The following is a 25,417-nucleotide window of genomic DNA, read 5'->3' on the forward strand; positions in this document are numbered from 1 at the left end:
CTGACCCCCACGCCACCCCGAGACCCCGGAGCACGCCGTGCGCAGAGCCCGCTGGACCACCCTCGCCGCCCTTGCCGCCCTCGCCCTCGCCGCCTGCGCACCGACCGACGACGCCGGCACGTCCGACGACGCGACGGACGGCTCGCTGCCCACCGTCACGGACGGCGTCCTGACGATCGCCACCTCCGACCCCGCCTACGAGCCCTGGGTGGTCGACAGCGACCCGACGAACGGGGAGGGCTTCGAGTCCGCCGTGGCGTACGCGGTGGCCGACCAGCTGGGCTTCGACAAGGACCACGTCGAGTGGACCGTCGCCAGCTTCGACCAGATCATCGCGCCGGGCGCCAAGGACTTCGACTTCGCGATCAACCAGGTGTCGATCAGCGACGAGCGCAAGGCCAACCTGGACTTCTCGTCGCCCTACTACACGACCTCGCAGGCAGTCGTCACGCTCGAGGGGTCGGCCGGTGCGGCAGCGACGACGCTCGCCGACCTGAAGGCCCTGAAGATCGGCGCGATGGTGGGCACGACGAGCCTCACCGCCGCCCAGGAGACCATCGACCCGACCACCCCGGTGTCGCCGTTCAACGACAACGACCAGGTCAAGCAGGCCCTGACCGCCGGGCTGGTCGACGCGATCGTCGTCGACCTGCCTACCGCGCTGTACATCACCGCGGCGGAGCTCGACGGCGGGATCCTGCTGGGCCAGCTGCCGGACAGCGCCGGCGGCGACCAGTTCGGGCTCGTGCTGGACAAGGGCAGCGCCCTGACCGCCGCAGTCAGCGACGCGGTCGACGCCCTGAGCGAGGACGGCACCCTCGGCGACCTCGAGGCGGAGTGGCTCACCGACGCCGCGGGTGCACCGGTCCTCCAGTGAGCTGGGTGCCCTCCGAGCGCCAGCAGGAGCGGGACGCCTACCGCCGCAGCCGCGCCCAGCGGTCGACCGCGGTGGCCGTCGTCTCGACGGTCGCGCTCGTCGCCGTCGCCGTCCTCGCGCTCACGTCCTCCCCCGGGTGGCCGCGGGTCAAGGCGTCGTTCTTCGACTGGGAGGTCGCCCAGGAGTCGTTCCCCGCGATCCTCCAGGGCCTCTGGCTGAACATCCGGGTCATGGCCGTCAGTGCGGTCCTCATCGTGATCGTCGCGATGGGCCTCGCGCTCGCCCGCACCCTGCGCGGGCCGGTGTTCTTCCCCGTCCGGGCGCTGGCCACCGGGTACGTCGACGTGTTCCGCGGCCTGCCCCTGATCCTCGTCCTCCTGCTCGTCGGGTTCGGGCTGCCGGGCCTGCGCCTGCAGGGCGTCCCGACGTCGGCCGTCGCGCTCGGCACGCTCGCGCTCGTGCTCACCTACTCCGCGTACGTCGCGGAGGTGTTCCGCGCCGGCATCGAGTCCGTGCACCCGTCCCAGGTCGCCGCCGCCCGCTCGCTCGGGCTGACCCGCGCGCAGGCGATGCGGCACGTGGTGCTCCCCCAGGCGGTCCGGCGCGTCGTCCCGCCGCTCCTGAACGACCTGGTCGCCCTGTCGAAGGACTCCGGGCTCATCTCGATCCTCGGGGCCATCGACGCCGTCCGTGCCGCCCAGATCGAGACCGCGCGCTACGCCAACTTCACGCCCTACGTCGTCGCCGGGGTGCTGTTCGTCGCGCTGACCATCCCCCTGACGCGGTTCACCGACGTGCTCGCACGACGTTCCGGCTGGGTCGGGGCCCAGAGCACGCTCGCCGGCGGCGGGGCGCTGCGATGAGCCCGGGACGCCTGAAGGACCCGAGCCTGCGGCACCCCCCGAGCCTCGGACGCCCGTTGCTGTCCGTGCGCGGGGTCCGCAAGGCGTTCGGTGACCACGTCGTGCTCGACGACCTCTCCCTCGACGTCCACGCGCACCAGGTCGTCGTGCTCATCGGTGCCTCCGGCTCGGGCAAGTCCACCCTGCTGCGGTGCATCGACCTGCTCGAGGACGTCGACGACGGCGTGATCGAGCTGGAGGGGCAGGACATCACCGACCCGCGCCTGGACGCCAACGCCGTGCGCGCCCGGATCGGCATGGTGTTCCAGGCCTACAACCTGTTCCCGCACCTGCGCGTGATCGACAACGTGACCCTCGCGCCGCGGCTGGTGCACAAGACGTCGCCCGAGCAGGCGCGGGCCGACGCGCTGGCCGTGCTGGAACGCGTCGGCCTGGCCGCCAAGGCGCAGGCCTTCCCCGACGAGCTGTCCGGCGGTCAGCAGCAACGCGTCGCGATCGCCCGCGCCCTCGTCGCCAAGCCCGCCGTCATGCTGCTCGACGAGGTGACCAGCGCGCTCGACCCCGAGCTCGTCGGCGAGGTGCTCTCGCTCCTGACCGAGCTCAAGCAGACCGGGCTGACCATGGTCGTCGCGACCCACGAGATGGGCTTCGCCCGTGAGGTCGCCGACGAGGTCTGCTTCCTGCACGAAGGTCGGGTCCACGAGCGCGGCACGCCCGCACAGGTGCTGGAGAACCCCCGCCAGGAGCGCACGCGCGAGTTCCTGCGCCGCATCACGGGCCCGTAAGCACCGACGTCCGAGGAAGTGAGCGCTGGAGCAACCACTTCCTCGGACGCACCAGTTCCGGGAACAGCAACGTCCGAGGAAGTGAGCGCCAGAGCGGCCGCTTCCTCGGACGTTGCGGGTGGTGCTAGGAGCGGCCGAGCGAGATCGACACCATCTCGTCGCGCGGGACCAGCTTCACGCGCTCGCGGCCGTGCGGCTCGCCCAGCGAGCGCTCGTAGGCGTCGAGGAGCTCCCAGCCCTGCCAGGTGATGACGTCGACGCCGCGGCCGTGCAGGAACTCGGTGACGGCCTCGGGGTCACGGTCGGTGGCGGTGTAGAACGCCTCGCCGCCCGCGGCCACGTCCTCGCCGAGGTGCCGGATGGTCTCCGACGCGTCCGACTTGGTGTGGCCGATGAGGCCGACGGGACCGCGCTTGATCCAGCCGGTCGCGTAGACGCCCGGCAGCTGGTCGCCGTCGACGTCGACCACGCGGCCCTCGCGGTTCGGGATCACGCCCGCCACGTCGTCGAACGGGATGTCCACCAGCGGCGAGCCGAAGTAGCCGACCGCGCGGTAGACGGCCTGCACGGGCCAGTCGTGCGTCTGGCCGGTGCCCGTGACGTTGCCGTCGCCGTTCAGCGCGGTGCGCTCCGTGCGGACGCCGACGACGCGCCCGTCCTCGCCGAGGATCTCGACCGGCTTGTGCAGGAAGTGCAGGTGGATGCGTCGGCTCGCGGTGTTCTCCTCCGGCTCCTTCAGCGTCCAGTCCGTGAGGGTCTTGACGACCTGCTTGGTCTGGTTGGACGAGTGGATGGCCGCCATCGACCCCTCGTCGAAGTCGAAGTCCTCCGGGTAGACGATGACGTCGACGTCCGGGACGTGACCCAGCTCGCGCAGCTCCAGCGGGGAGAACTTGACCTGGGCGGGGCCGCGGCGCGCGAACAGGTGCACGTCGGTGACCGGCGACGCCTTGAGGAGGTCGTACACGTTGGCGGGGACCTCGGTGGGCAGCAGGTCGTCGGCGTGCTTGGCCAGGATGCGGGCCACGTCGAGCGCGACGTTGCCGGCGCCGAGGACGGCGACGTGCTGGGCGTCCAGCGGCCACGTGCGCGGGACGTCCGGGTGCCCGTCGTACCAGGACACGAAGTCGGCGGCGCCGTACGAGCCCTCGAGGTCGATGCCCGGCACCGGCAGGGCGGCGTCGCGGATGGAGCCCGTCGAGAAGATGACGGCGTCGTAGAACTGGCGCAGGTCGTCCAGCTTGAGGTCCGTGCCGTAGTCGACGTTGGCCAGCAGGCGGATGTCGCCGCGCTCGAGGACCTTCTGCAGGGCCACGATGATCTGCTTGATGCGCGGGTGGTCCGGCGCGACGCCGTAACGCACGAGGCCGAACGGCGCGGGCAGGCGCTCGAAGAGGTCGATGCTGACGTCGAGGTCGGTCTTCGACAGGATGTCGGCGGCGTAGATGCCGGCCGGGCCTGCGCCGACGACGGCCACTCGCAGAGTCGGGGTGCTCACGGGACGCGGGTGCCTTCCGATCAGGGGAGCCCTGCGGGGAGGTGCGTCAGGCCGGGTGCGTGCACGACCGACGGCACCGTGCAGGACTGTGCTCAGGGCCAGTGTAGGACCGGTGGTGAGGCGACCCTTGCTTGCGCGCCAGCATCTGGACACCCGTGAGACGGCGGGAGGGGTGGCGCCGCACACCTCCACGCGCTCGACGCCACCCCCGTTCGCGGGGTCCCGGTGCCGCCCGCCCCGGTTCGGACGGCACCGTGCTCATGCAAGAACCTCCTAGCCGCGCCAGGTGTCGGTCAGGGTGAGGACCCCGCTGGCCGGCACCGTCGCGGTGCGGTTGGACCCGGTCTCCCAGGTCACCGCACCGTTCGACTCCTTGCGCACGTACTTGTACTGGACGACCGTCCCGGCGGGCAGCGTCACGCTCGTCCGCCAGACCGGGTACGTGGCCGACGAGAGCGCGATCGCGCTCGCCGGGTTCCAGCTGCCCAGCTCCGCCCGGTCACCCACGACGAAGACGTTCTGGCCCCACGACGTCGTCGCGGTGACGCCGAACGAGATCTGCGAGGCGCCCGTCGGCGTCGGTGTCGGTGTCGGTGTGGGAGTGCCCGTCCCACCCGCGAGCTGGCCGACGTGCACGGCCACCGACCCGTTGGCGGGGACCGTGAACGTCGCGGAGCCGCCCGACGCCACGGTGACCGTGGTGCCGGAGCAACCGCCGCTGGTGGTAGCCCCGCTGATCACGTCGCAGTAGCGACCGGCCGGCAGCGACGTCTGGAAGGTGCGCTGCAGGGCGGAGCCGTTGCGGTTGATCGCCACGTACCCGAGCGACCCGCGCCCGTACGCCAGCCGCCCGCCGTCGCTCCAGACGTTGGTCAGGGCCGCGGTGCCGACGGCGTTGCGGAAGCCGACCATGTGCGCGGTCTCGTTCCAGCGGTGCGCGCACGTCCAGGTGCCCTGCCCGCAGACGGCGTCGTTCACCTTGCCGTTGCCCTGCTGCGGCGCCCCGGCGTCGTGGTTGCTGAACGCGTAGCCGGAGTACACCGTCGGCCAGCCGTACGGGTAGCTGAGCGCGAACACGTTGGCCAGGCGGTAGTCGGAGCCGTTCTTGTAGCTCAGGGTCTCGCCGTTGCGCTCGGTGTCGTGGTTGTCGACGAACACCGCCGCCCTGCCCGTCGGCAGCAGCCAGGACTGGTCCTTGAGGCCGCCGAGCGAGGAGAGGTTCCCGCTCTGGAACACCGACTTGAGGTTCCGGGAGTAGTTGAACTCGTTGGAGTCGCCGGAGCCGAAGTACTCGGCGGGCTGGATCGGCTCGCCGCCGCCCGCGATCACCTCGTGCTCGATGTAGACGCTCTGGTCGGTCAGCTTGCCCCGGATGGCCTCCAGGTCACCCGCGGCGATGTGCTTGGACGCGTCGACGCGGAACCCGCGGACGCCCAGCGAGATGAGGTCGTTGAGGTAGGCCGCGATCTCCGAGCGCACGTAGTCGCTGCCCGTGTCGAGGTCCTGCAGCCCGACCAGGCGGCAGTTCTGCACCTGGTACCGGTCGTTGTAGTTGCTGATGTTGGTCTTGCAGCTGTGGAAGTCCTGCGGGCCGTAGCCGCCCTCGGGTCCGGGGTAGCGCTCCTCGGAGTACGCCGTTCCCGCCCAGCCGGTGCCCGCGCTGGTCTGACCCGACATGTGGTTGACGACGACATCGGTGATGACCGAGACACCTGCGGCGCGGCAGGTGTCGATCATCGCCTTGTACTCGGCGCGGGTGCCCAGCTTGGACGCGATCTTGTAGCTGACGGGCTGGTACGAGGTCCACCACTGGCCGGCGAGCACGACGTGCTCGTTGGGCGGGGAGGTCTGGACGTAGCCGTACCCGGCGGGTCCGAGCTGGGTGGTGCACTCCTGCGCGATCGAGTTCCACGTCCACTGGAAGAGGTTGGCGGCGGGGCGCATCGTGGCGGGCGCGGCGGTGGCGGTCTGCGCGGTCGTGAGTCCGGCGGCGGTCAGGCCCGCCAGGGACAGGACCGCGGCGAGCAGGGCGCCGAGCGCGGCTCGGCGGGGGTGGGTGGCTGGGGTCGTCACGTGGTGCACTCCTCGAGGTGGGGCCGACGACGTCGTCGGGCCGCTCGCGGTCGTCGCATCGTCGCGACGACCGGCCTGCATCCGCACGACGCGCACCGGGAGGGTGCCGGCACGCGGCAACGCGGTGGGGCCGGCGGGCCGACCCCGGGAGGAGGTGTGCCGACCGCCGGGATCCCCGGCGGAGGGCGCGCTGCACGAGCGCTCCAGGAGGGTGTAACAGACCCTGAAACGCCGGTGAAAGTTGCTGCAACCGGACACTAGGGGAGGTGTCACGCGTCGTCAACCGGGAACCTTAGGCTCGTCGGGTGCCCGACTCCCCCACCGCCGCCCGCCCGGTCTCCGCACCCCTGGACCCGCTCGGCCTCGCGACGGGCGTCGGCGCCTACGTCCTGTGGGGCGTGCTCCCGCTGTACTTCCCGCTGCTGCAGCCGGCCGGTGCGGTCGAGATCATCGCGCACCGCGTCGTCTGGTCGCTGCTGTTCTGCCTCGTCCTGCTCGCCGCCACACGGACCTGGGGCGCGTTCGTCACCGCACTGCGCAACCGCCGCACGCTCGGGGTCCTGGCGGTCGCCGCGGTGCTCCTGGCGGTCAACTGGCTCGTCTTCGTGTTCGGCATCCTCACCGACCGCGTCGTCGACGCCGCCCTCGGTTACTACATCAACCCGCTCGTCACCGTCACGCTCGCCGTGGTCGTGCTGCGCGAGCGGCTGCGCCCCGTGCAGTGGGTGGCCCTCGGCTTCGGTGCCGCCGCCGTCGTCGTCATCACCGCCGGCTACGGGCAGCTGCCCTGGATCGCGCTGGTGCTCGCGCTCACCTTCGGGTTCTACGGGCTCATCAAGAACCGTGTCGGTCGCACCGTCGGGGCCGTGCCCGGGCTCGCCGTCGAGACCCTCGTCCTCGCCCCCGTCGCACTCGGGTACCTGGTCTGGATGAGCCTCGTCGGTCAGGGGACGTTCGAGACGGAGGGCGCCGCGCACGCGCTGATCCTCGCGTCGTCGGGCGTGGTGACCGCCATCCCGCTGCTGCTCTTCAACTCCGCCGCGCGGCGGCTGCCCCTGTCCATGCTCGGGCTGCTCCAGTACATCGCCCCCACGCTCCAGCTGCTCATCGGCGTCCTGGTGCTGCACGAGCAGATGCCCGCCGCGCGCTGGTGGGGCTTCGCGCTGGTGTGGACCGCGCTGGGCATCCTCACCGTCGACGGCATCCGCACCAGCAGGGCGCAGCGGCTCAGCCGGCGCGCGTCCGCGGTCAGCGAGCGCTGAGCGTCGCGTCCAGGACGATCGCCGTCACGTTGTCGTGCCCGCCCGCGGCGAGCGCGGCCGCGACCAGGCGGTCCGCCGCCGCCTGCGCCTCGTCCTCGGCGCGCAGCTCGGCCTGGATGCGCGCGTCCGACAGCTCGTCCGTCAGCCCGTCCGAGCACACCAGCATGCGGTCCCCCGGGCTCACCGGGAGGAGCCACACATCCGGCTCCACGTCCGACGCACCACCGCCGAGCACCCGCGTCACCACGTTCCGGCGCGGGTGGTGCTGCGCGTCCGCGGCCCGGACCAGGCCACGCTCGACCAGCTCCGCGACCTCCGAGTGGTCCCGCGTCACCTGCTCCAGCACACCGCCCGCCATCCGGTAGGTCCGCGAGTCGCCCACGTTCAGCACCAGCCAGCACGGCGTCTCGCCGTGCGTCGTCACGACGACGCCCGTCACCGTGGTGCCCGGCCGGCGACCGGTGAGCGACGGGAGGTCCCGGACCGCGGCGTGCGCCGCCCGGACGTACGACCGGACGTCCGTCGGCGTCGGGGTCCCCGCACCCAGCCCTCGCAGGGAGTCGATGGCCGTCCGGCTGGCCACCTCGCCCGCCTCGTGGCCGCCCATGCCGTCCGCGACGAGGTAGACGCCGTCGGAGACGGAGACGCTGTCCTCGTTGCGCGTGCGCTGGGCACGCTCCGTCGCGACGCCGACACGGAGGCTCACGCGGGAGTCGGTCATCGCGTGGGGCTCCGGTGCGTCATCGGCGTCCTTCGGGTGCATCAGGCGTGGGCCGCCCGACGTGAGTCGACGGTCAGCATAGCCACTCCGGACGGCCGCACGTCGTGGTGCGAGTACCGCGTGACCTGCGGTACGACCAGGTGTGCCGACGGTCAGGCGGCGCGGTCCACGAGGGCGTCGGCGAACGAGACGAGCGCGTCCTTGACCGGCCCCGCGGGGAGCGGGTCGAGCTCGCGAACCGCCGCCTGGGCGAGCGCCACAGCCCGTGCGCGCGTGTCCGCCACCACGGGGTGCACCCGCAGCGCGGCGACCGCGGCGGCCAGGTCGTCGTCGCCCGACAGGTCCCCGTCGAGCAGGGCGACCAGCCGGCGGTCCTCGTCGGACGCACCTTCCTGCGCGGCACGGGCCCGCAGCAGGAGGGCCGGCATCGTCGGCACGCGCTCCCGCAGGTCGGTGCCGGGGGTCTTGCCCGTCACGTCGCCGTCCGAGGTGAGGTCGATGACGTCGTCGGCCAGCTGGAACGCGACGCCGATCTTCTCCCCGAACCCCGTCACGGTGGCGACGACGTCGGGCCGGCAGCCCGCGAACATCGCGCCGAACCGGGCCGACGTCGCGATGAGCGACGCCGTCTTGTCGGCGAGCACCTGCAGGTAGTGGGCCACCCGGTCGTCCTCGGGGCGGGGGCCGACCGTCTCGTGCAGCTGGCCCAGGCACAGCCGCTCGAAGGTGGCCGCCTGGATCCGGACCGCGTCCGGCCCGAGGCCCGCGACCGTCGCCGACGCCCGCGCGAACAGCAGGTCACCGGTGAGGATCGCGACGGAGTTGCCCCAGACCTCGTGCGCCGCGGGCGCCCCACGGCGCAGCGGCGCGGAGTCCATGACGTCGTCGTGGTACAGCGTGGCCAGGTGGGTCAGCTCGACGACGACCGCGGCGTCGACGACCTCGCGACGAGACCCGTCGCCCAGCTCGGCGGCGAGCAGGGTCAGCAGCGGGCGCAGCCGCTTGCCGCCCGCGTTGACCAGGTGCCGCGACGCGTCGTCGGCCAGCGGGTCCACGTTGGTCACGGCGTCGCGCAGACGCTCCTCGACCAGCGCGAGCCGCGCGGCCAGCCGGTCGGCCAGGTCTGGGTCGGCCAGCGGGAAGGCCGTCGACGAAGTCACGGCTAGAACCTATCCCGGCGCAGCGATCCCGCCGGACAGGACGACGTCACGGCGTCACAGCGTCATGCCAGGAACGTCGCCACCGAGGCGATGAGGTCGAGCACCGGGGACGGGAACACCCCGAGCACGATCGTCACGAGCGCGCACACGGCGATCGCGACGACGGCGAACCCCTCGGTCCCGACCACCGTCGTCGACACGGTCGAGCGCGCCTGCACGACCGGTTCCGCCTCCACGGCGACCGTCGAGTCCCCGCCGAGGGCGAAACCCTCCGCGGACGGGGCCAGGGACGACGGTGCCGCGCCCTCGTCCTGGGCGCCGGCGGGCTCCGTGAAGAACATCAGCACGATGATCCGCACGTAGAAGAACACCGCCACGGACGAGGCCAGGACACCGATGAGCGCCAGCGGCCACGCGCCACCCTCGACCGCGGCCGAGAACACGGAGAACTTCCCAGCGAAGCCCGCGGTCAGCGGGATGCCCGCGAACGAGAGCAGGAACAGCCCGAAGGTCAGGGCGAGCAGCGGGTTCGTCCGGCCGAGACCGGCCCACTGCGACAGGTGCGTCGCCTCTCCCAGGATGGGGCTGTCCGCACCTCCCGCGCGCTCCCGCACCAGCCACACGATGCCGAACGCGCCCACCGTCGCTGCCCCGTAGACGAGCAGGTAGAACAGCACCGCGACGATGCCGGCCTCGTTCAGCGCGATGATGCCGGTCAGGATGAATCCGGCGTGCGCGATCGAGGAGTACCCCAGGACACGCTTCATGTCCGTCTGGACCAGCGCCGCGACCGTGCCGACGACCATCGTCAGGATGGCGACGGTCCACAGCAGGACACCGAGGTCCCACGCGAGCCCGGGCAGCATCGTGTAGACGATCCGGAGCAGCGCCCCGAACGCCGCCGCCTTCGTGCACGCCGCCATGAACCCGGTGATCGGGGTCGGGGCGCCCTGGTAGACGTCGGGGGTCCACGTGTGGAAGGGCACCGCGCCGACCTTGAACAGCAGGCCGGACAGGATCAGCACCGAGCCGACCAGCAGCAGGCTGTCCAGGCCGCCCGGGACCTGCGTGGCCTCCGAGATCTCCGAGAACCGCAGCGACCCCGAGTAGCCGTAGACCAGGGCGATCCCGAAGAGCAGCAGTGCCGAGGAGAACGCGCCGAGCAGGAAGTACTTCATCGACGCCTCCTGCGAGAGCAGGCGACGGCGGCGGGCCATGCCCGTGAGCAGGTAGAGCGGCAGGGAGAGCACCTCGAGCGCGACGAAGAGCGTCAGCAGGTCACCCGTGGCGGGGAAGATCAGCATGCCGCCCGTGGCGAAGAGCACCAGCGGGTAGATCTCCGTCTGCTGCACCCCCTTGCGGCGTGCGAGCTCCTCGTAGTCGGAGCCCGGCACGGCGGCGGCGTTGGGCGCGAACGCGTCCTCCCCCGTCTCCGTGCGGTCCGCGATGATCAGCAGCGAGACCAGCGCGAGCAGCGCGATGGTGGCCTGCAGGACGAGCGTGGGCCCGTCGACCAGCAGGGAACCGCCGAGCACGACGGTGCCGCCGGTCTCCTCGACCCCGCTCCACAGCGCGGCGACCGCGATGACGGCGCCGGCGAGCGCGGCGACGGCGAGGGTCAGCTGCACGGTCCGGCGGGCCCGGGCGGGCACGAACGCCTCGACGAGCACCCCGACGACGGCGGCGAGCAGCACGATGACGACCGGGCTCAGCGCGGCCCAGTCGACCGTCGGTGCGACGAACTCGGTCATCAGTCGCTCCCTTCCTCAGTGGCTGCGGTGGCGGGCACGTCCTGGACTCCGACCTGCTCGAGCGTGACGCTCGCGGGCGGGCGGACCAGGTCGAGCGCGGGACCGGGGACGAACCCGAAGACGACCATCAGGGCGAGCAGCGGCGCGACGACCCACCGCTCCCGCGTCCCCGCGTCGACCATGCCGGCCAGCTCGGGGCGCTCGGGACCGGTGAACATGCGCTGGTACGTCCAGAGCACGTAGATCGCCGCGAGGACCACGCCCAGGCTCGAGACGACCGCGGCGGCCGGATGACGGGCGAACGTTCCGACGATCACAAGGAACTCGCTGATGAACGTGGACAGGCCGGGCAGGGACAGCGCCGACAGGCCCGCGACCAGGAACGTCCCCGCGAGCACGGGCACGATCTTCTGCAGCCCGCCGAAGTCGGCGATCTGCTGCGACCCGCGCCGGGCGATCAGGAACCCGGCGATCAGGAACAGCGCGGCCGTGGAGAGCCCGTGGTTGACCATGTAGAACGACGAGCCCGCGACCGACGTCGACGTGAACGCGAAGATGCCCAGCACGATGAACCCGAAGTGCGACACCGACGTGTAGGCGATGAGCCGCATCAGGTCCTTCTGGCCGATCGCGAGCAGCGCCCCGTAGAGGATCGAGATCACGGCGAGCACGATGACCACCGGCGCCGCCCAGCGGGACGCGTTAGGGAACAGCGGCAGGCAGAGCGTGAGCATCCCGAACGTGCCGACCTTGTCCAGCACGCCGACCAGCAGCGTCGACGTCCCCGCGGGCGCCTGCTGTGCCGCGTCCGGGAGCCACGTGTGCACCGGGAACATCGGCGCCTTGATCGCGAAGGCCAGGAAGAACGCGCAGAACATGAGCTTCTCGGCGGTCGGGTCCAGCGTCAGGCCCGTGAGGTTCTCCGTGAGGAAGCCCTGCGGTCCGCCCGGCCCCTGCAGGTACAGGGCGATCACGGCGACCAGCATGATCAGGCCGCCGGTCAGCGAGTAGAGCAGGAACTTCACGGCCGCGTAGCGACGCTGGGCGCCGCCGAACAGGCCGATCATGAAGTACACCGGGATGAGCATCGCCTCGAACAGGACGTAGAAGAAGAACACGTCCCGGGCCGCGAACACGGCCACGATGAACGCCTCGAGGAGCAGCACGAGCGCGAGGTACCGGCGCAGCTGGTCGGTGGCCACGGTGAGGCTGCCCTGCTCACGCCAGGCGGCCAGCACCACCAGCGGCACGATCAGCACGGACATGAGCACGAGGATCAGGCCGACACCGTCGACACCGACTGCGTAGGACACCCCGAACGCGGGGATCCAGCCGTGCACCTCGAGGAGCTGGACGGAACCGGCCTCGGCGACGTCGAACGCCGCGAGCGCGGCGATGCCGAGCAGCAGCTCGAGCAGCGAGACGCCGAGCGCGACGGCTCGGGCGCGTCCGGCAGGGACCACCCACAGCACCGCCGCGCCCAGCAGGGGCAGGACGATGAGGGCGGTCAGCCAGGGGAAGGAGGACGACATCGCTCAGGTGCTCCTTCAGCTCTGCACGAGCAGGACGACGACGATGAGGACGACCAGCCCGAGCAGCATCGAGGCGGCGTAGGACCGGACGAACCCGGTCTGCAGACGCCGTACCCAGCCGCCCAGCAGGACCGTGGACAACCCGACTCCGGTGACGGTGCCGTCGATCACGGTCCGGTCGGCGTACACGAGCGAGCGCGTGAGCGCCTGACCGGGCTCCACCAGGGCGATGTCGTTGACCGAGTCCTGGTAGAGGTCCACGCGGGCGGCCCGGGTGAGCGCGGTGCCCACCGGCGGCACGACGGGGACCTGCGAGACCGCGTACCGGCGCCAGGCGATGACCACACCGAGCAGCACGAGCGCGAGCGTGAGGACCGTCAGCACCCAGATGGGCAGCACCGGCTCATGATGCTCGGAGTGCCCGAGCACCGGCTCCAGCCACTCCACGAACCGGCCTCCCGAGTTGAGGAAGAAGCCGAGCCCGACCGAGCCGACGGCCAGGACGATCATCGGCCACGTCATGAGCTTCGGGGACTCGTGGGGGTGCTGCGCCGAGCCGTCGCGCTTGGTGGACCAGCGGCGCTCCCCCTCGAAGGTCATGAAGAACAGGCGCGACATGTAGAACGCCGTGATCCCGGCGGCCAGCATCGTGATGCTGCCGAACACCCAGGCCCGCCACGGCGCCCCGTCGACCGGGACGAACGCGGCCTCGATGATCTTGTCCTTGCTGAAGAACCCGGAGAACGGCGGGATGCCGATGATGGCCAGCCAGCCGGCCATGAACGTCAGCCACGTGATCGTCATGTACCGCGCGAGCCCGCCGAACCGGCGCATGTTCACCTGGTCGTCCATGCCGTGCATGACCGACCCTGCACCGAGGAACATGCCGGCCTTGAAGAAGCCGTGCGTGATCAGGTGGAAGATCGCGAACGCGTACCCGACCGGTCCCAGGCCTGCGGCCAGGATCATGTAGCCGATCTGCGACATCGTCGAGGCGGCCAGCGCCTTCTTGATGTCGTCCTTGGCGCAACCGACGATCGCCCCGAACAGCAGGGTGATCGCACCGACGATGACGACGACGAGCTGGGCCGTCGGTGCCGCGTCGAACAGCGGCGCGGACCGCACGATCAGGTAGACGCCGGCGGTGACCATGGTGGCGGCGTGGATGAGCGCGGAGACCGGGGTCGGACCCGCCATCGCGTCGCCGAGCCAGGACTGCAGCGGGAACTGCGCCGACTTGCCGCACGCGGCCAGCAGGAGCATGAGCCCGATCGCGGTGAGCGTCCCCTCGCTGGCGCTGCCGTCCGCACCGCTGAGCACGGTGCCGAAGTCCACGGCACCGAAGGTCGCGAACATGATCCCGAGGGCGATGATCAGGCCGAGGTCACCGATGCGGTTGGCGACGAACGCCTTCTTCGCGGCGACCGCGTACTCGGTGTTGTAGTTCCAGAACCCGATGAGCAGGTACGACGCCAGACCGACACCCTCCCAGCCGACGAACAGCAGCAGGTAGCTGTCGGCCAGCACGAGGATGAGCATCGCCGCGACGAACAGGTTCAGGTACGCGAAGAACCGCCGCCGGTCGACGTCGTGGTCCATGTACGCCACGGCGTAGACGTGGATGAGCGTGCCGACGAACGTCACCAGCAGGACGAACGTCATCGACAGCGGGTCGAGCCGCATGCCGGCGTCCAGCTGGAACGCGCCTGCGTCGATCCAGGTGCCGAGCGACACGTCGATGACACGCGACTCCGCAGACCGCTGGAGCATCGCGACGAACACGATCGCGGCCACCACGAACGAGGCGGCCGACGCGAGCACGCCGAGCCAGTGTCCCCACTTGTCCGAGCGCCGGCCGGCCAGCAGCAGCACCGCGGCGCTGAGCAGGGGCAGTCCGACCAGCAGCGGCGCGACGAGCAGGACACCGGCGCGCACGGTCTCAGAGGCAGGGGAAAAGCTGTCTGTGTACATGCCGGACGGCAGGCTCGCAGCCAGAGTTGTCAGGGTGTGCACGTCGCCGCCCTCAGCTCTTCAACAGGTTGATGTCGTCGACCGAGGCCGAGCGCCGGGTGCGGAAGATCGCCACGATGATCGCGAGCCCGACGACGACCTCGGCGGCGGCGACGACCATCACGAAGAACGCGAGCACCTGACCCGTCAGGTCGCCGTGGATCCGGGCGAACGTCACGAGCATGAGGTTCGTGGCGTTGAGCATGAGCTCGACGCCCATGAACACGATGATCGCGTTCCTGCGCAGCAGGACGGTCGTCGCGCCGATCGAGAAGAGGATCGTCGAGAGGACCAGGTAGTGGGTGAGGCTCACGTGGCGTCCTCCTGTCCGACGACGCCGGTGGCGCCGGTCGACGGGCCGTCCTGGCCGGTGTCGCTCACCGCGGCACCCAGCTCGGGGGCGTTCACCGCGGCACCCTCGGGCGCGGCCTGGGGCGGCGGGTTGCCGCGCACCTGGGACACGCCGGCGAGGACCCGCTCGGTCCGCGCCGCGAACTCCTCCGCGTCGGCCTCCTGCCCGCGCACGCGCAGCACGCGCGGGACGGACGCCTCGAGCGGCTGCCCGTCCGGCCCGAGGGCGGGGACGTCCATGGCGTTGTGCCGCGCGTACACACCCGGTGCCGGCAGCGGCGTCAGGGTCGCACCGGCGGCGACGCGGGCGTCGGCCCGCTCCTTCTGGCCGACCCGCGGCGTGAGCCGCTGCCGGTGCGTCAGGACCAGCGCCCCGAGCGCCGCGGTGACGAGCAGGGCGCCGACGACCTCGAACGCGAACACGTACTGGCCGAAGATGATGTGCGCGACCCCGGTCGGGTTGTTGTCCACCGCCTCGCCGCTCAGCCCGTACGGCTTGCCGTAGGTCGCGCGGCCGACGACGCCGACGAGCACCGCCCCGAGACCGATCCCCGCCAGCAGGCCGATCCAGCGCTGCCCGCGGATGGTCTCCACCAGGGAGTCCGAGCTGTCGACGCCGACGAGCATGAGGACGAACAGGAAGAGCATCATCACCGCGCCGGTGTAGACGACCACCTGGACGACCCCGAGGAACACCGCGTCCTGCGCGACGTAGAGGAACGCCAGCGAGATCATCACCACGATCACGGCGAGCGCGGCGTGCACGGCCTTCTTGACGAACAGCAGCCCCAGCGCGGAGAGCACCATGATCGGCCCGAGCGTCCAGAACAGCACCGCCTCGGCGGTGGTCGTCTCCCCCGTCTCGAGCAGGGTGGTGGCGAGCCCGCTCATCGGGTGCCCTGCTTCGTCGCCCCAGCAACCGTCGCCGCCATCACGGCCGCCGTCGGACCGGGCACGTTGGCCGCGTCCAGACCGGCGCCGCCGGGCAGCGTCGGGTCGTCGGGCCGGTGCTCCGTGACCCACGCGACCTGCGCGGGGGTGGAGCCCGTGACCTCGCCCCGGTAGTAGTCGGTGTCCGTCGTGCCCTCGACCATCGGGTGCGGTGCCTGGAGCATCCCGCTGCGCAGCGGGGCGAGCAGGTCCTCCTTCTCCCAGATCATCCCGGCGCGCGTCGGACCGGCCAGCTCGTACTCGTTGGTCATCGTCAGCGCGCGGGTCGGGCACGCCTCGATGCACAGGCCGCAGAAGATGCAGCGCAGGTAGTTGATCTGGTAGACGCTGCCGTACCGCTCCCCCGGCGAGCGCTGGTTGTCGGGGGTGTTGTCGGCGCCCTCGACGTAGATCGCGTCCGCGGGGCACGCCCAGGCGCACAGCTCGCAGCCGATGCACTTCTCCAGGCCGTCCGCGTACCGGTTGAGCTGGTGGCGCCCGTGGTACCGGGGCTTGGCCGGCACCTTCTCCGACGGGTACTGCTCGGTCACGGTCGGTCGGAACATGTTCGACAGCGTGACGCCGAACCCGCCGACGGGAGCGAGGAAGTCGGAGACGGCGCCGCGCGGCTCGATGAGCGACGTGTAGCCCTCGGGCTCGGCCGCGGCGACCTCGCCGGCGGGCTTGCGCGGTGCGACCGCCTTGCCCTTCGCCGGCGGGGCAGCCTTGCGCGCGGGCGCGGGCTTGCGCGCGGGCGCGGGCTTGCGTGCGGGCACGCCCTTGCCGGACGGGTCGGGCTTGCGCTGGTCAGCCACCGTGCACCTCCTGGGTGACCTGGGGGGTCGTCGTGGTCTGAGTGTCGGTAGCAGCGTCCGCGGCCTCTCTCGCGCGCTGCTTGCGTGGTGACGGCGGGAGCACCTGCCCGGGCAGCGGAGGCACGGGGTAGCCACCGGCGTACGGGTCGTACACCTGCGGACCGGGCGGTCGCTTCGGCGCGGGCGGCTGCTTCTTCTCCGGGATCAGGAACGAGATCACGAGCCCGACGACCACGATGCCGGCGAGGACGAACAGCACCGTGCGCAGCTCCAGACCGGAGAACTGCCGCACGCCCTGGACCACGCCGACCGCGACCACCCAGATGAGCGCGGCCGGGATGAGCACCTTCCAGCCGATCTTCATGAACTGGTCGTACCGGAACCTCAGGACGGACCCGCGGATCCACACGAAGACGAACATGAGCGCCCAGAGCTTGGCCAGGAACCACAGGACCGGCCACCAGCCCTCGTTGAACATGCCGTCGTTGATCGCGGAGATCGGCCACGGGGCACGCCACCCGCCGAGGAACAGCGTGGTGGCGACGGCCGAGACGTTGAGCATGTTGATGTACTCGGCGAGGAAGAACCACGCGAACTTCATCGAGGAGTACTCGGTCATGTACCCCGACACCAGCTCGCCCTCGGCCTCAGGGAGGTCGAACGGCAGGCGGTTGGTCTCCCCGACCATCGAGATGATGTAGATGACGAACGCCGGCAGCAGCGGCAGGAACCACCACACCGCGGTCTGCGACGTGACGATCTGCGACGTCGACATCGAGCCGGCCAGGATGAAGACGCTCACCAGGGACAGGCCCATCGCCAGCTCGTAGGAGATGACCTGGGCGGTCGAGCGCACGGCCCCGAGCAGCGGGTACGTGGACCCGGAGGACCAGCCGCCGAGCACGATCCCGTACACGCCCACGGATGCGCAGGCGAGGATGTAGAGGACCGCGACCGGGAAGTCGGTGAGCTGGATCGGGGTGTTCACCCCGAACATGCTGACGTTCGGACCGAACGGGATGACCGCGAACGTGAGCAGCGAGCAGAACACCGCGATCATCGGCGCGACGATGTAGACCAGCTTGTCCGCGGCCTTGACCGTCATGTCCTCCTTGACCAGGAGCTTCATGGCGTCGGCGAGCGACTGGAGCAGGCCGAAGGGGCCGTGCACGTTCGGGCCGGGCCGCACCTGCATGCGGGCGACGACCTTGCGCTCGAACCAGATGGCGATGAGCACGCTCGTCAGCAGGAACACGACGATGGCGACGGCCTTGATCAGCCAGATCCACCACGTGTCGTTGCTGAAGTCGGCCGTCACCGGCGCGACCGCCTCGCTGAGGATCCTCATGCGCGGGCCTCCAGGTCTCGCGGACCGGCCGCGAGGCGCACGACGGCGCCTGCGTCGGCGTGCAGCGCGTCGCGGACACCCGCACCCGCGGCGTTCGTCGGCAGCCAGACCACGTGGTCCGGCATCTCGGTGAGCACGGCGGGCAGCGTGAGCGTTCCCGCGTCGGTCGACACGGTCAGGGAGCCGCCGTCCTGCACCCCGACCGCCGCGGCCGTGCCGGCGGAGATGCGCGCGACGGGTCGCTTGGCCGTCCCGGCGAGGAACTGTTCCCCGGACTGCAGCCGGCCTGCGTCGAGCAGCTGGTGCCAGGTAGCCAGCACGGCCGACCCCGGGGGCACCGCGGGCGGCTCGGCCGCCGTCACGTCGGGCGCACCGACGCGGGCGCCGTCCCAGCCGCCCAGCTGGTCGAGCTCGGCGTGCACGGCGGCGAGCGACTGCAGCCCCAGCTCCACCCCGAGGGCGTCGGCCAGGCGGTCGAGCACGCGGTGGTCGGCCATCGCGTGCGAGGTCAGTGCCTGCGGGAAGGGGCGAGGACGACCCTCCCAGGTCACGAAGGTGCCGGACTTCTCGGTGGGCGGCGCGACCGGGAGGACGACGTCCGCGCGGTCGGTCACCTCCGAGTGCCGGACCTCGAGCGAGACGACGAACGGGACCCGGTCGAGCGCCTCGCGGGCGATGGCCGGGTCGGGCAGGTCCGCGAGCTCGAGGCCGCCGACGACGAGCGCGCCGAGCTGACCCGCACGCGCGGCGGCGAGGATCTGCGCGGTGGCGCGCCCCGGCTCCGCCGGCAGGTGCTCCACCCCCCAGGTGACCGCCAGGTCGACCCGGGCCGCGGAGTCCGCCACCGGACGACCGCCCGGGAGCAGCGAGGGCAGCAGGCCGGCCTCGACCGCGGAACGCTCGCCCACCCGGCGCGGGACCCAGGCGAGCCGGGCCCCGGTGCGCTGCGCGAGCCGGACAGCGGCGGAGAAGCCGCCGGGCACACCTGCCAGGCGCTCACCGACCAGTACGATCGCGCCCGCGGAACCGAGCAGCTCGGCCGTCTCCCGCAGGGACGGGTCGGTGCCGATGCCGTCGAGGATCTCCGCCTCGGTCCCGGGCGCCGCCGGCAGCAGCGTGCCCGACAGCCGCTCGAGGCCACGGCTGGCCAGCGGGGCGACGGACAGCACCCGCAGCTTGCGGGAGATGACCGAGTCGCGCAGGCGCAGGAACGCGATCCCCGCCTCCTCCTCCGCCTCGAGGCCGACGAGCAGCACCGCAGGTGCACGGTCGAGGTCCGCGAACGTGACCTCCAGCGTGCGGCCGGCGACGTGGTGGCCGAGGAACGTCTCCTCCTCCTCCGAGTGGGGGCGGGCCCGGCCGTCGACGTCGTTGGTGCCGAGTGCGACCCGGGCGAACTTCCCGTACGCGTAGGCGTCCTCCAGCGTGAGGCGACCACCGGGCAGCATGGCGACACCCGACGCGGTCTCGCGGGGGTCGGTCGGCTGCTGCGCGGCCTGCAGACCGGCCGCGGCGACGTCGAGCGCCTCGACCCAGCTGGCCGGCTCGAGCTCGCCGTCGGCGTTGCGGACCAGCGGCGTCGTGATGCGGTCCGGCGCGGACTGCCACGTGAACGCGAAGCGGTCCTTGTCGGTGATCCACTCCTGGTTGACCGTCGGGTCCTCGCCCGCCAGCCGGCGCAGGACGACGCCGCGGCGGTGGTCGATGCGGATGGCCGACCCCTGCGAGTCGTGCTCGGCGATGCCGGGTGTGGAGACCAGGTCGAAGGGCCGCGACCGGAACCGGTATGCGGCGCTGGTCAGCGCTCCGACCGGGCAGATCTGCACGGTGTTGCCGGAGAAGTACGACGCGAACGGACGACCGGAGGTGTCCTCGGCGGCGGCACCCAGCGGCGCCTCGCCGACGAAGCCGAGCACGGACGTGTCGAACGTGCCGATCTGCTGGTTCGCTCCGCGCTTCTGCAGGTCGATGAACACGTCGCCCGCGATCTCCTCGGAGAACCGCGTGCAGCGCTGGCACAGGATGCAGCGCTCCCGGTCGAGCAGGATCTGCGTCGAGATCGCGATCGGCTTGGGGAACGTGCGCTTGACGTCGACGAACCGCGTGCTGGCGCGGCCGTTGCTCATCGCCTGGTTCTGCAGGGGGCACTCGCCGCCCTTGTCGCAGACCGGGCAGTCGAGCGGGTGGTTGATGAGCAGCAGCTCCATGACGCCGTGCTGGGCCTTGTCGGCCTCCGCCGACGTGTGCTGCGTCTTGACCTGCATGCCCGGCGTGGCCTCGAGGGTGCAGCTGGCCTGGGGCTTGGGCATCTTGGCCAGGGCGCCGTCGCGACCCGGTGCCCAGACCTCGACCAGGCACTGGCGGCAGGCACCCGCCGGGGCGAGCAGGGGGTGGTCGCAGAAGCGCGGGATCTGGATGCCGAGCTGCTCCGCGGCGCGGATGACCAGGGTGCCCTTGGGCACCGCGGTCTCGATGCCGTCGACGGTGAACGTGACCGTCTCGCCCGCAGGCTCGACGGCGGCGACCGGGGCGGCGGGGACCAGGGAGGTCGTCGGCCCGGAGGACAGGATCGTCATGCGTGCACCCCAGCGAGCTCGTGCTTCGGCGTGTAGGAGAACAGCGAGCTCTGCTCCGGCGGGAACAGCACGTCCGCCGGGGTGTGCGTCCCCGCCACGAACTCGTCGCGGAAATACTGCACGGCCGAGGTGATCGGGCTGGTGGCGCCGTCACCGAGTGCGCAGAACGCCTTCCCGAGGATGTTGTCGCACAGGTCGAGCAGCAGGTCGATGTCCGCGAGCGTGCCCTGCCCGGCCTCGATCCGCTGCAGCACCTGCGTCAGCCAGTACGTGCCCTCGCGGCACGGGGTGCACTTGCCGCAGGACTCGTGCTTGTAGAACTCGGTCCACCGCGTCACCGCGCGCACCACCGAGGTGGTCTCGTCGAAGATCTGCAGCGCACGCGTCCCGAGCATCGACCCCGCCTCGCCGACCGACTCGTAGTCGAGCGGGACGTCGAGGTGCTCGGCCGTGAAGATCGGTGTCGACGAGCCGCCGGGCGTCCAGAACTTCAGCTCGTGGCCCTCCCGGATGCCGCCGGCCATCTCCAGCAGCTCGCGCAGCGTGATGCCCAGGGGCGCCTCGTACTGTCCCGGCCGCGTCACGTGACCGGACAGGGAGAACAGCCCGTGCCCCGTCGACTTCTCGGTGCCCATCGACCGGAACCAGTCGGAGCCGCCGAGCACGATGCCCGGCACAGACGCGATGGACTCGACGTTGTTCACCACGGTCGGCCGCGCGTACAGCCCGGCGACGGCGGGGAACGGCGGCTTGAGCCGCGGCTGGCCGCGCAGGCCCTCCAGCGAGTCCAGCAGCGCCGTCTCCTCGCCGCAGATGTAGGCGCCCGCACCGGCGTGCAGCGTGATCTCCAGGTCGAAGCCGGAGCCCAGGATGTCGGTCCCGAGGTAGCCCGCCGCGCGCGCCTCCTCGATCGACTTCAGCAGGCGGCGGTAGACGTGCAGGACCTCGCCGCGCACGTAGAGGAACGCGTGGTGGCAGCCGATCGCGTAGCTCGTGATGATCATGCCCTCGATCAGGTGCTGCGGGCTGGCCATCATGAGCGGGATGTCCTTGCAGGTCCCCGGCTCGGACTCGTCGGCGTTGACGACGAGGTAGCGCGGTCCGCCGTCGGGCGCGGGCAGGAAGCCCCACTTCATGCCCGTCGGGAAGCCCGCTCCCCCGCGGCCGCGCAGGCCCGAGTCCTTGACCATGGTGACGACGTCGGCGGCCTGCATGCCCAGGGCACGACGCAGGCCGCGGTAGCCGCCCGCCTGCTCGTACGTCGCCAGCGACCAGGAGCGTTCGGCATCCCACGTGTCCGTGAGGACGGGGGTGAGGGTCGTCGCCATCACGACTCCTTCGCGTCGTCGGTGGACTGCTTCTTCTTCTCCGCCGCGGGCGAGACGTCGGCCGGCGTGGTGGCCGGCCGCTCGGCGCTCGACTGCTCGCCACCGACCTTCGGCGCCGTGGCGCCCGCACCGGCCGAGACCGTCGCGTCGGGGAAGTCCGGTGCGGTCCAGCCCTCGGCCCGGGCCAGCTCGACGCCACGCAGCGTCGGCACCCCGGCACCGGCACCCTCGTCGGCCCGCCCGTCGTCGAAGCCTGCGAGCACGCGGGACATCTCCTTGAACGAGCAGACGCTGTCCGCGCCGCGCGTCGGGACGACAGGCTTCCCCGCGGTCAGGTCGTCGGCGAGCTGCCGGGCGCTGTCGGGCGTCTGGTTGTCGAAGAACTCCCAGTTGACCATCACGACCGGTGCGTAGTCGCAGGCCGCGTTGCACTCGACGCGCTCCAGGGTGATGACCCCGTCGTCGGTGGTCTCGTCGTGCCCCACGCCCAGGTGGTCCGAGAGGTCCTCCCAGATGGCGTCGCCGCCCATGATCGCGCAGAGCGTGTTGGTGCAGACGCCGACGGTGTACGTGCCGTTCGGGTGGCGCTTGTACTGCGTGTAGAACGTCGCGACCGCGGACACCTCAGCGGTGGACAGGCCCAGGTGGGCCGCGCAGAACGCGATCCCGCGCGGGCTGACGTAGCCGTCCTCGGACTGCACCAGGTGCAGCATCGGCAGGAGGGCCGAGCGCGCCTGCGGGTAGCGGGCGACGATCACGTCGGAGTCCGCGGTCAGGCGCGCGTGCGTCTCGGCGTCGTACGACGTGCTGTGTCTTTGGCCGGCGATCCGGCCAGTCTCGACGCTCATCGGTCCACCCCTCCCAGCACCGGGTCGAGGGACGCGACGGCGACGACGACGTCGGCCACCTGCCCGCCCTCGCACATGATCGACGTGGCCTGCAGGTTGTTGAACGACGGGTCCCGGAAGTGCGCGCGGTACGGCCGCGTCCCGCCGTCGGACACGAGATGCACGCCCAGCTCGCCGCGGGGGTGCTCGACCGTCTGGAACACCTGACCGGCCGGCACGCGGAAGCCCTCGGTGACCAGCTTGAAGTGGTGGATCAGGGCCTCCATCGAGGTGCCCATGATCTCCCGGATGTGGTCGAGGGAGTTGCCCATGCCGTCCGAGCCGATGGCCATCTGCGCAGGCCAGGCCACCTTCTTGTCCTCGACCATGACCGGGCCGGGGCCCATCTTCTGGAGGCGGTCCAGGGTCTGCTCGACGATCCGCATCGACTGGTAGCACTCCTCGACGCGGAGCACGAGGCGCCCCCACGAGTCCGCGGTCTGCGCGACGGGGACCTCGAAGTCGTACGTCTCGTAGCCGCAGTACGGGTTGGCCTTGCGCACGTCGTACGGCAGGCCGGCCGACCGGAGCACCGGTCCCGTGACGCCCAGCGCCATGCAGCCGGACAGACCCAGGTAGCCGACGTCCTTGAGGCGCAGGTGCAGGATCGGGTTGGCCATCATGAGGTCTTCGAGCTGCTTGAAGTAGTGCCGGACGAGCACCAGCGACTCGCGGATGGTGTCGATCGCACCCGGTGGGATGTCCTGCGCCACACCGCCCGGCCGGATGTAGGCGTGGTTCATGCGCAGGCCGGAGATCAGCTCGAAGATCTTGAGGATCTCCTCGCGGGCGGTGAAGCCCACGGTCATGATCGTCGTCGCGCCCAGCTCGTTGCCGCCGGTGGCCAGGCAGACGAGGTGCGAGGTGATCCGGTTGAGCTCCATCATCAGCACCCGGATGACGGTCGCACGCTCGGGGACGTCGTCCGTGATGCCCAGCAGCTTCTCGACCGCGAGGCAGTACGCGGCCTCCTGGAACAGCGGCGCCACGTAGTCCATGCGCGTGCAGAACGTCACGCCCTGGGTCCAGGTGCGGAACTCCATGTTCTTCTCGATGCCGGTGTGCAGGTAGCCGATGCCCGCGCGGGCCTCGGTCACCGTCTCGCCGTCGATCTCGAGCATGAGGCGGAGCACACCGTGGGTCGACGGGTGCTGCGGGCCCATGTTGACGACGATCCGCTCCTCGCCGAGGCGGGCGGCCTCCTCGGCGATGTCGGACCAGTCGCCGCCGGACGCCTCGAAGGACGGGACACCCTCGGTGTCCGCGTCCACGACGCGCGGCGTGGCGCGGGGGGTCTGGGTGGTCATCGGTACGACCTCCGCTGGTCCGGGGGCGGGATGGTGGCGCCCTTGTACTCGACCGGGATGCCGCCGAGCGGGTAGTCCTTGCGCTGCGGGTGGCCCGGCCAGTCGTCGGGCATCTCGATACGCGCCAGTGCGGGGTGACCGTCGAAGATCATCCCGAAGAAGTCGTACGTCTCGCGCTCGTGCCAGTCGTTGGTCGGGTAGACCGAGACCGTCGACGGCAGATGGGGGTCGGCGTCGGGGACCGCGACCTCGAGCCGCAGGCGGCGCGAGTGGGTCACCGAGACCAGGTGGTACACGGCGTGCAGCTCACGGCCGGCGTCGTGCGGGTAGTGCACGCCCGAGACGCCGAGGCTGAGCTCGAACCGCAGGTCCTGGTCGTCCCGGAGCACCTGCGCGACCTCGACGAGGTGCTCGCGCGCGACGTGCAGCGTGAGCTCCTCGCGGTCGACGACGACGGACTCGACGGCCGCCGCGTAGGTGGTCCCGGACTCGTCGAGGACCTCCGTGAGGATGTCCACGGCCTCGTCGAACCAGCCGCCGTACGGTCGCTCGCTCGGACCCGGCAGCGCGATCGCGGTGACCAGCCCGCCGTACCCGGAGGTGTCCCCCGAGCCGCTGGCGCCGAACATGCCGCGCCGGACGTCGACGACCTCGATCTGCGCGCGCCCCTCGGCCGGGACGTTCTGCGATCCCGCCTCGAGCGCGGCCTGGGTGGTGGGCTGCGCGGCCGTCGTGGCGTCGCCCGGCTTCGCTGCCGCGGCGGCGTCGGCCTTCTCGTCCGTCACTTCAGCAGCCCCGTCATCTGCGACGTCGGCGTCGCGGCCAGTGCGGCAGCCTCCGCCGCCGCGGCCGCGGCCGCGCGGTTGGCGCCCAGCGGCTCGTTCTGGATCTGCTCGTGCAGCGCGAGGATCGCGTTGATCAGCATCTCGGGACGCGGCGGGCAGCCGGGCAGGTAGATGTCGACCGGCACGATGTGGTCGACGCCCTGCACGATCGCGTAGTTGTTGAACATGCCGCCGGAGCTGGCGCAGACGCCCATGGACAGGACCCACTTGGGCTCGGACATCTGGTCGTAGACCTGACGCACGACCGGCGCCATCTTCTGGCTCACGCGGCCCGCGACGATCATGAGGTCCGCCTGGCGCGGCGACGCGCGGAACACCTCCATGCCGAACCGGGAGAGGTCGTACCGGGGGGCGCCCGCGGCCATCATCTCGATGGCGCAGCAGGCCAGGCCGAACGTCACGGGCCACAGCGACCCCTTGCGGAAGTAGCCGACGATGTCCTCGACCGTCGTCAGCAGGAACCCCGAGGGTGCCTCTTCGATGCCCATCTCAAACCTC

21 protein-coding genes are annotated in these 25,417 nt (G+C 71.4%); 4 read left to right on the forward strand and 17 right to left on the reverse strand.

The features are described 5' to 3' along the window. The first annotated feature begins 37 nt into the window (after window positions 1-37). From ASF78_RS06745 to ASF78_RS06755, 3 genes are read left to right on the forward strand one after another with little or no spacing between them, the layout of a single operon-like run. Window positions 38-877 carry an ABC transporter substrate-binding protein gene (locus tag ASF78_RS06745; RefSeq protein ID WP_056585917.1) on the forward strand — a complete coding sequence of 280 codons (840 nt, stop codon included), beginning with the start codon at window positions 38-40 and terminating at the stop codon, window positions 875-877. Continuing rightward, the gene (locus tag ASF78_RS06750; RefSeq protein ID WP_369816306.1) at window positions 874-1,740 is read left to right on the forward strand and encodes an amino acid ABC transporter permease; all 867 of its coding nucleotides are present in this window, start codon (window positions 874-876) and stop codon (window positions 1,738-1,740) included. Before ASF78_RS06745 ends, ASF78_RS06750 begins: the two co-directional genes overlap by 4 nt. Beyond that, window positions 1,737-2,525 (forward strand): amino acid ABC transporter ATP-binding protein, encoded by a 789-nt coding sequence (locus tag ASF78_RS06755; protein ID WP_056585921.1) that lies wholly within the window; start codon window positions 1,737-1,739, stop codon window positions 2,523-2,525. The genes ASF78_RS06750 and ASF78_RS06755 overlap by 4 nt, the downstream gene beginning before the upstream one ends. Before the next feature lie 124 nt (window positions 2,526-2,649). Here the strand turns inward: ASF78_RS06755 and ASF78_RS06760 are convergent, their stop codons facing one another. Both ASF78_RS06760 and ASF78_RS06765 read right to left on the reverse strand, forming a co-directional pair. Next, the gene (locus tag ASF78_RS06760) at window positions 2,650-4,023 is read right to left on the reverse strand and encodes an FAD-dependent oxidoreductase (RefSeq protein ID WP_056585924.1); all 1,374 of its coding nucleotides are present in this window, start codon (window positions 4,021-4,023) and stop codon (window positions 2,650-2,652) included. Between the two features lie 273 nt (window positions 4,024-4,296). Next, window positions 4,297-6,096, reverse strand: coding sequence for a carbohydrate-binding module family 20 domain-containing protein (locus ASF78_RS06765; protein ID WP_056588277.1), 1,800 nt, complete (start codon window positions 6,094-6,096; stop codon window positions 4,297-4,299). Between the two features lie 305 nt (window positions 6,097-6,401). On the opposite strand from ASF78_RS06765, the gene rarD reads away from it, so the two are divergent. Further along, complete coding sequence (gene rarD / locus ASF78_RS06770; RefSeq protein ID WP_056585926.1) at window positions 6,402-7,358, forward strand: EamA family transporter RarD; 957 nt, start codon at window positions 6,402-6,404, stop codon at window positions 7,356-7,358. Here rarD and ASF78_RS06775 read toward each other — a convergent pair. From ASF78_RS06775 to ASF78_RS06845, 15 genes are all read right to left on the reverse strand, one after another. Then, window positions 7,345-8,064, reverse strand: coding sequence for a PP2C family serine/threonine-protein phosphatase (locus ASF78_RS06775; RefSeq protein ID WP_235518421.1), 720 nt, complete (start codon window positions 8,062-8,064; stop codon window positions 7,345-7,347). The two genes, rarD and ASF78_RS06775, sit on opposite strands and share 14 nt — an antisense overlap. A 167-nt stretch (window positions 8,065-8,231) precedes the next feature. After that, window positions 8,232-9,239: a polyprenyl synthetase family protein gene (locus tag ASF78_RS06780; RefSeq protein ID WP_056585927.1), complete on the reverse strand. Its 1,008-nt coding sequence runs from the start codon at window positions 9,237-9,239 to the stop codon at window positions 8,232-8,234. A gap of 62 nt (window positions 9,240-9,301) precedes the next feature. Beyond that, window positions 9,302-10,990 carry an NADH-quinone oxidoreductase subunit NuoN gene (nuoN, locus tag ASF78_RS06785; RefSeq protein WP_056585933.1) on the reverse strand — a complete coding sequence of 563 codons (1,689 nt, stop codon included), beginning with the start codon at window positions 10,988-10,990 and terminating at the stop codon, window positions 9,302-9,304. Beyond that, window positions 10,990-12,522, reverse strand: a complete 1,533-nt coding sequence (locus ASF78_RS06790) for an NADH-quinone oxidoreductase subunit M (RefSeq protein ID WP_056585935.1) — start codon at window positions 12,520-12,522, stop codon at window positions 10,990-10,992. The genes nuoN and ASF78_RS06790 overlap by 1 nt, the downstream gene beginning before the upstream one ends. 15 nt (window positions 12,523-12,537) lie before the next feature. Beyond that, window positions 12,538-14,493: an NADH-quinone oxidoreductase subunit L gene (gene nuoL, locus ASF78_RS06795; protein WP_056585937.1), complete on the reverse strand. Its 1,956-nt coding sequence runs from the start codon at window positions 14,491-14,493 to the stop codon at window positions 12,538-12,540. 52 nt (window positions 14,494-14,545) lie between these two features. After that, window positions 14,546-14,845 (reverse strand): NADH-quinone oxidoreductase subunit NuoK, encoded by a 300-nt coding sequence (gene nuoK / locus ASF78_RS06800; RefSeq protein WP_055912062.1) that lies wholly within the window; start codon window positions 14,843-14,845, stop codon window positions 14,546-14,548. Then, window positions 14,842-15,774 carry an NADH-quinone oxidoreductase subunit J gene (locus ASF78_RS06805; protein WP_056585939.1) on the reverse strand — a complete coding sequence of 311 codons (933 nt, stop codon included), beginning with the start codon at window positions 15,772-15,774 and terminating at the stop codon, window positions 14,842-14,844. Before ASF78_RS06805 ends, nuoK begins: the two co-directional genes overlap by 4 nt. After that, window positions 15,771-16,628 (reverse strand): NADH-quinone oxidoreductase subunit NuoI, encoded by an 858-nt coding sequence (gene nuoI, locus ASF78_RS06810; RefSeq protein ID WP_056585940.1) that lies wholly within the window; start codon window positions 16,626-16,628, stop codon window positions 15,771-15,773. Before nuoI ends, ASF78_RS06805 begins: the two co-directional genes overlap by 4 nt. Continuing rightward, window positions 16,621-17,976 (reverse strand): NADH-quinone oxidoreductase subunit NuoH, encoded by a 1,356-nt coding sequence (gene nuoH / locus ASF78_RS06815; protein WP_056585941.1) that lies wholly within the window; start codon window positions 17,974-17,976, stop codon window positions 16,621-16,623. The genes nuoI and nuoH overlap by 8 nt, the downstream gene beginning before the upstream one ends. After that, window positions 17,973-20,552 (reverse strand): NADH-quinone oxidoreductase subunit G, encoded by a 2,580-nt coding sequence (locus ASF78_RS06820; protein WP_056585942.1) that lies wholly within the window; start codon window positions 20,550-20,552, stop codon window positions 17,973-17,975. The genes nuoH and ASF78_RS06820 overlap by 4 nt, the downstream gene beginning before the upstream one ends. Continuing rightward, window positions 20,549-21,880 (reverse strand): NADH-quinone oxidoreductase subunit NuoF, encoded by a 1,332-nt coding sequence (gene nuoF, locus ASF78_RS06825; RefSeq protein ID WP_056585943.1) that lies wholly within the window; start codon window positions 21,878-21,880, stop codon window positions 20,549-20,551. The genes ASF78_RS06820 and nuoF overlap by 4 nt, the downstream gene beginning before the upstream one ends. Next, window positions 21,880-22,728: an NADH-quinone oxidoreductase subunit NuoE gene (gene nuoE, locus ASF78_RS06830; RefSeq protein WP_056585948.1), complete on the reverse strand. Its 849-nt coding sequence runs from the start codon at window positions 22,726-22,728 to the stop codon at window positions 21,880-21,882. The genes nuoF and nuoE overlap by 1 nt, the downstream gene beginning before the upstream one ends. Continuing rightward, a complete protein-coding gene (locus ASF78_RS06835; protein ID WP_056585951.1) occupies window positions 22,725-24,074 on the reverse strand; it encodes an NADH-quinone oxidoreductase subunit D in 1,350 nt (449 codons plus the stop codon). The genes nuoE and ASF78_RS06835 overlap by 4 nt, the downstream gene beginning before the upstream one ends. Then, complete coding sequence (locus tag ASF78_RS06840; protein WP_056585954.1) at window positions 24,071-24,859, reverse strand: NADH-quinone oxidoreductase subunit C; 789 nt, start codon at window positions 24,857-24,859, stop codon at window positions 24,071-24,073. The genes ASF78_RS06835 and ASF78_RS06840 overlap by 4 nt, the downstream gene beginning before the upstream one ends. Further along, the gene (locus tag ASF78_RS06845; RefSeq protein ID WP_056585957.1) at window positions 24,856-25,407 is read right to left on the reverse strand and encodes an NADH-quinone oxidoreductase subunit B family protein; all 552 of its coding nucleotides are present in this window, start codon (window positions 25,405-25,407) and stop codon (window positions 24,856-24,858) included. The genes ASF78_RS06840 and ASF78_RS06845 overlap by 4 nt, the downstream gene beginning before the upstream one ends. Window positions 25,408-25,417: the final 10 nt, after the last annotated feature.

Origin of the sequence: Cellulomonas sp. Leaf334 (assembly GCF_001424195.1) — a bacterium.
Classification (GTDB): domain Bacteria; phylum Actinomycetota; class Actinomycetes; order Actinomycetales; family Cellulomonadaceae; genus Cellulomonas.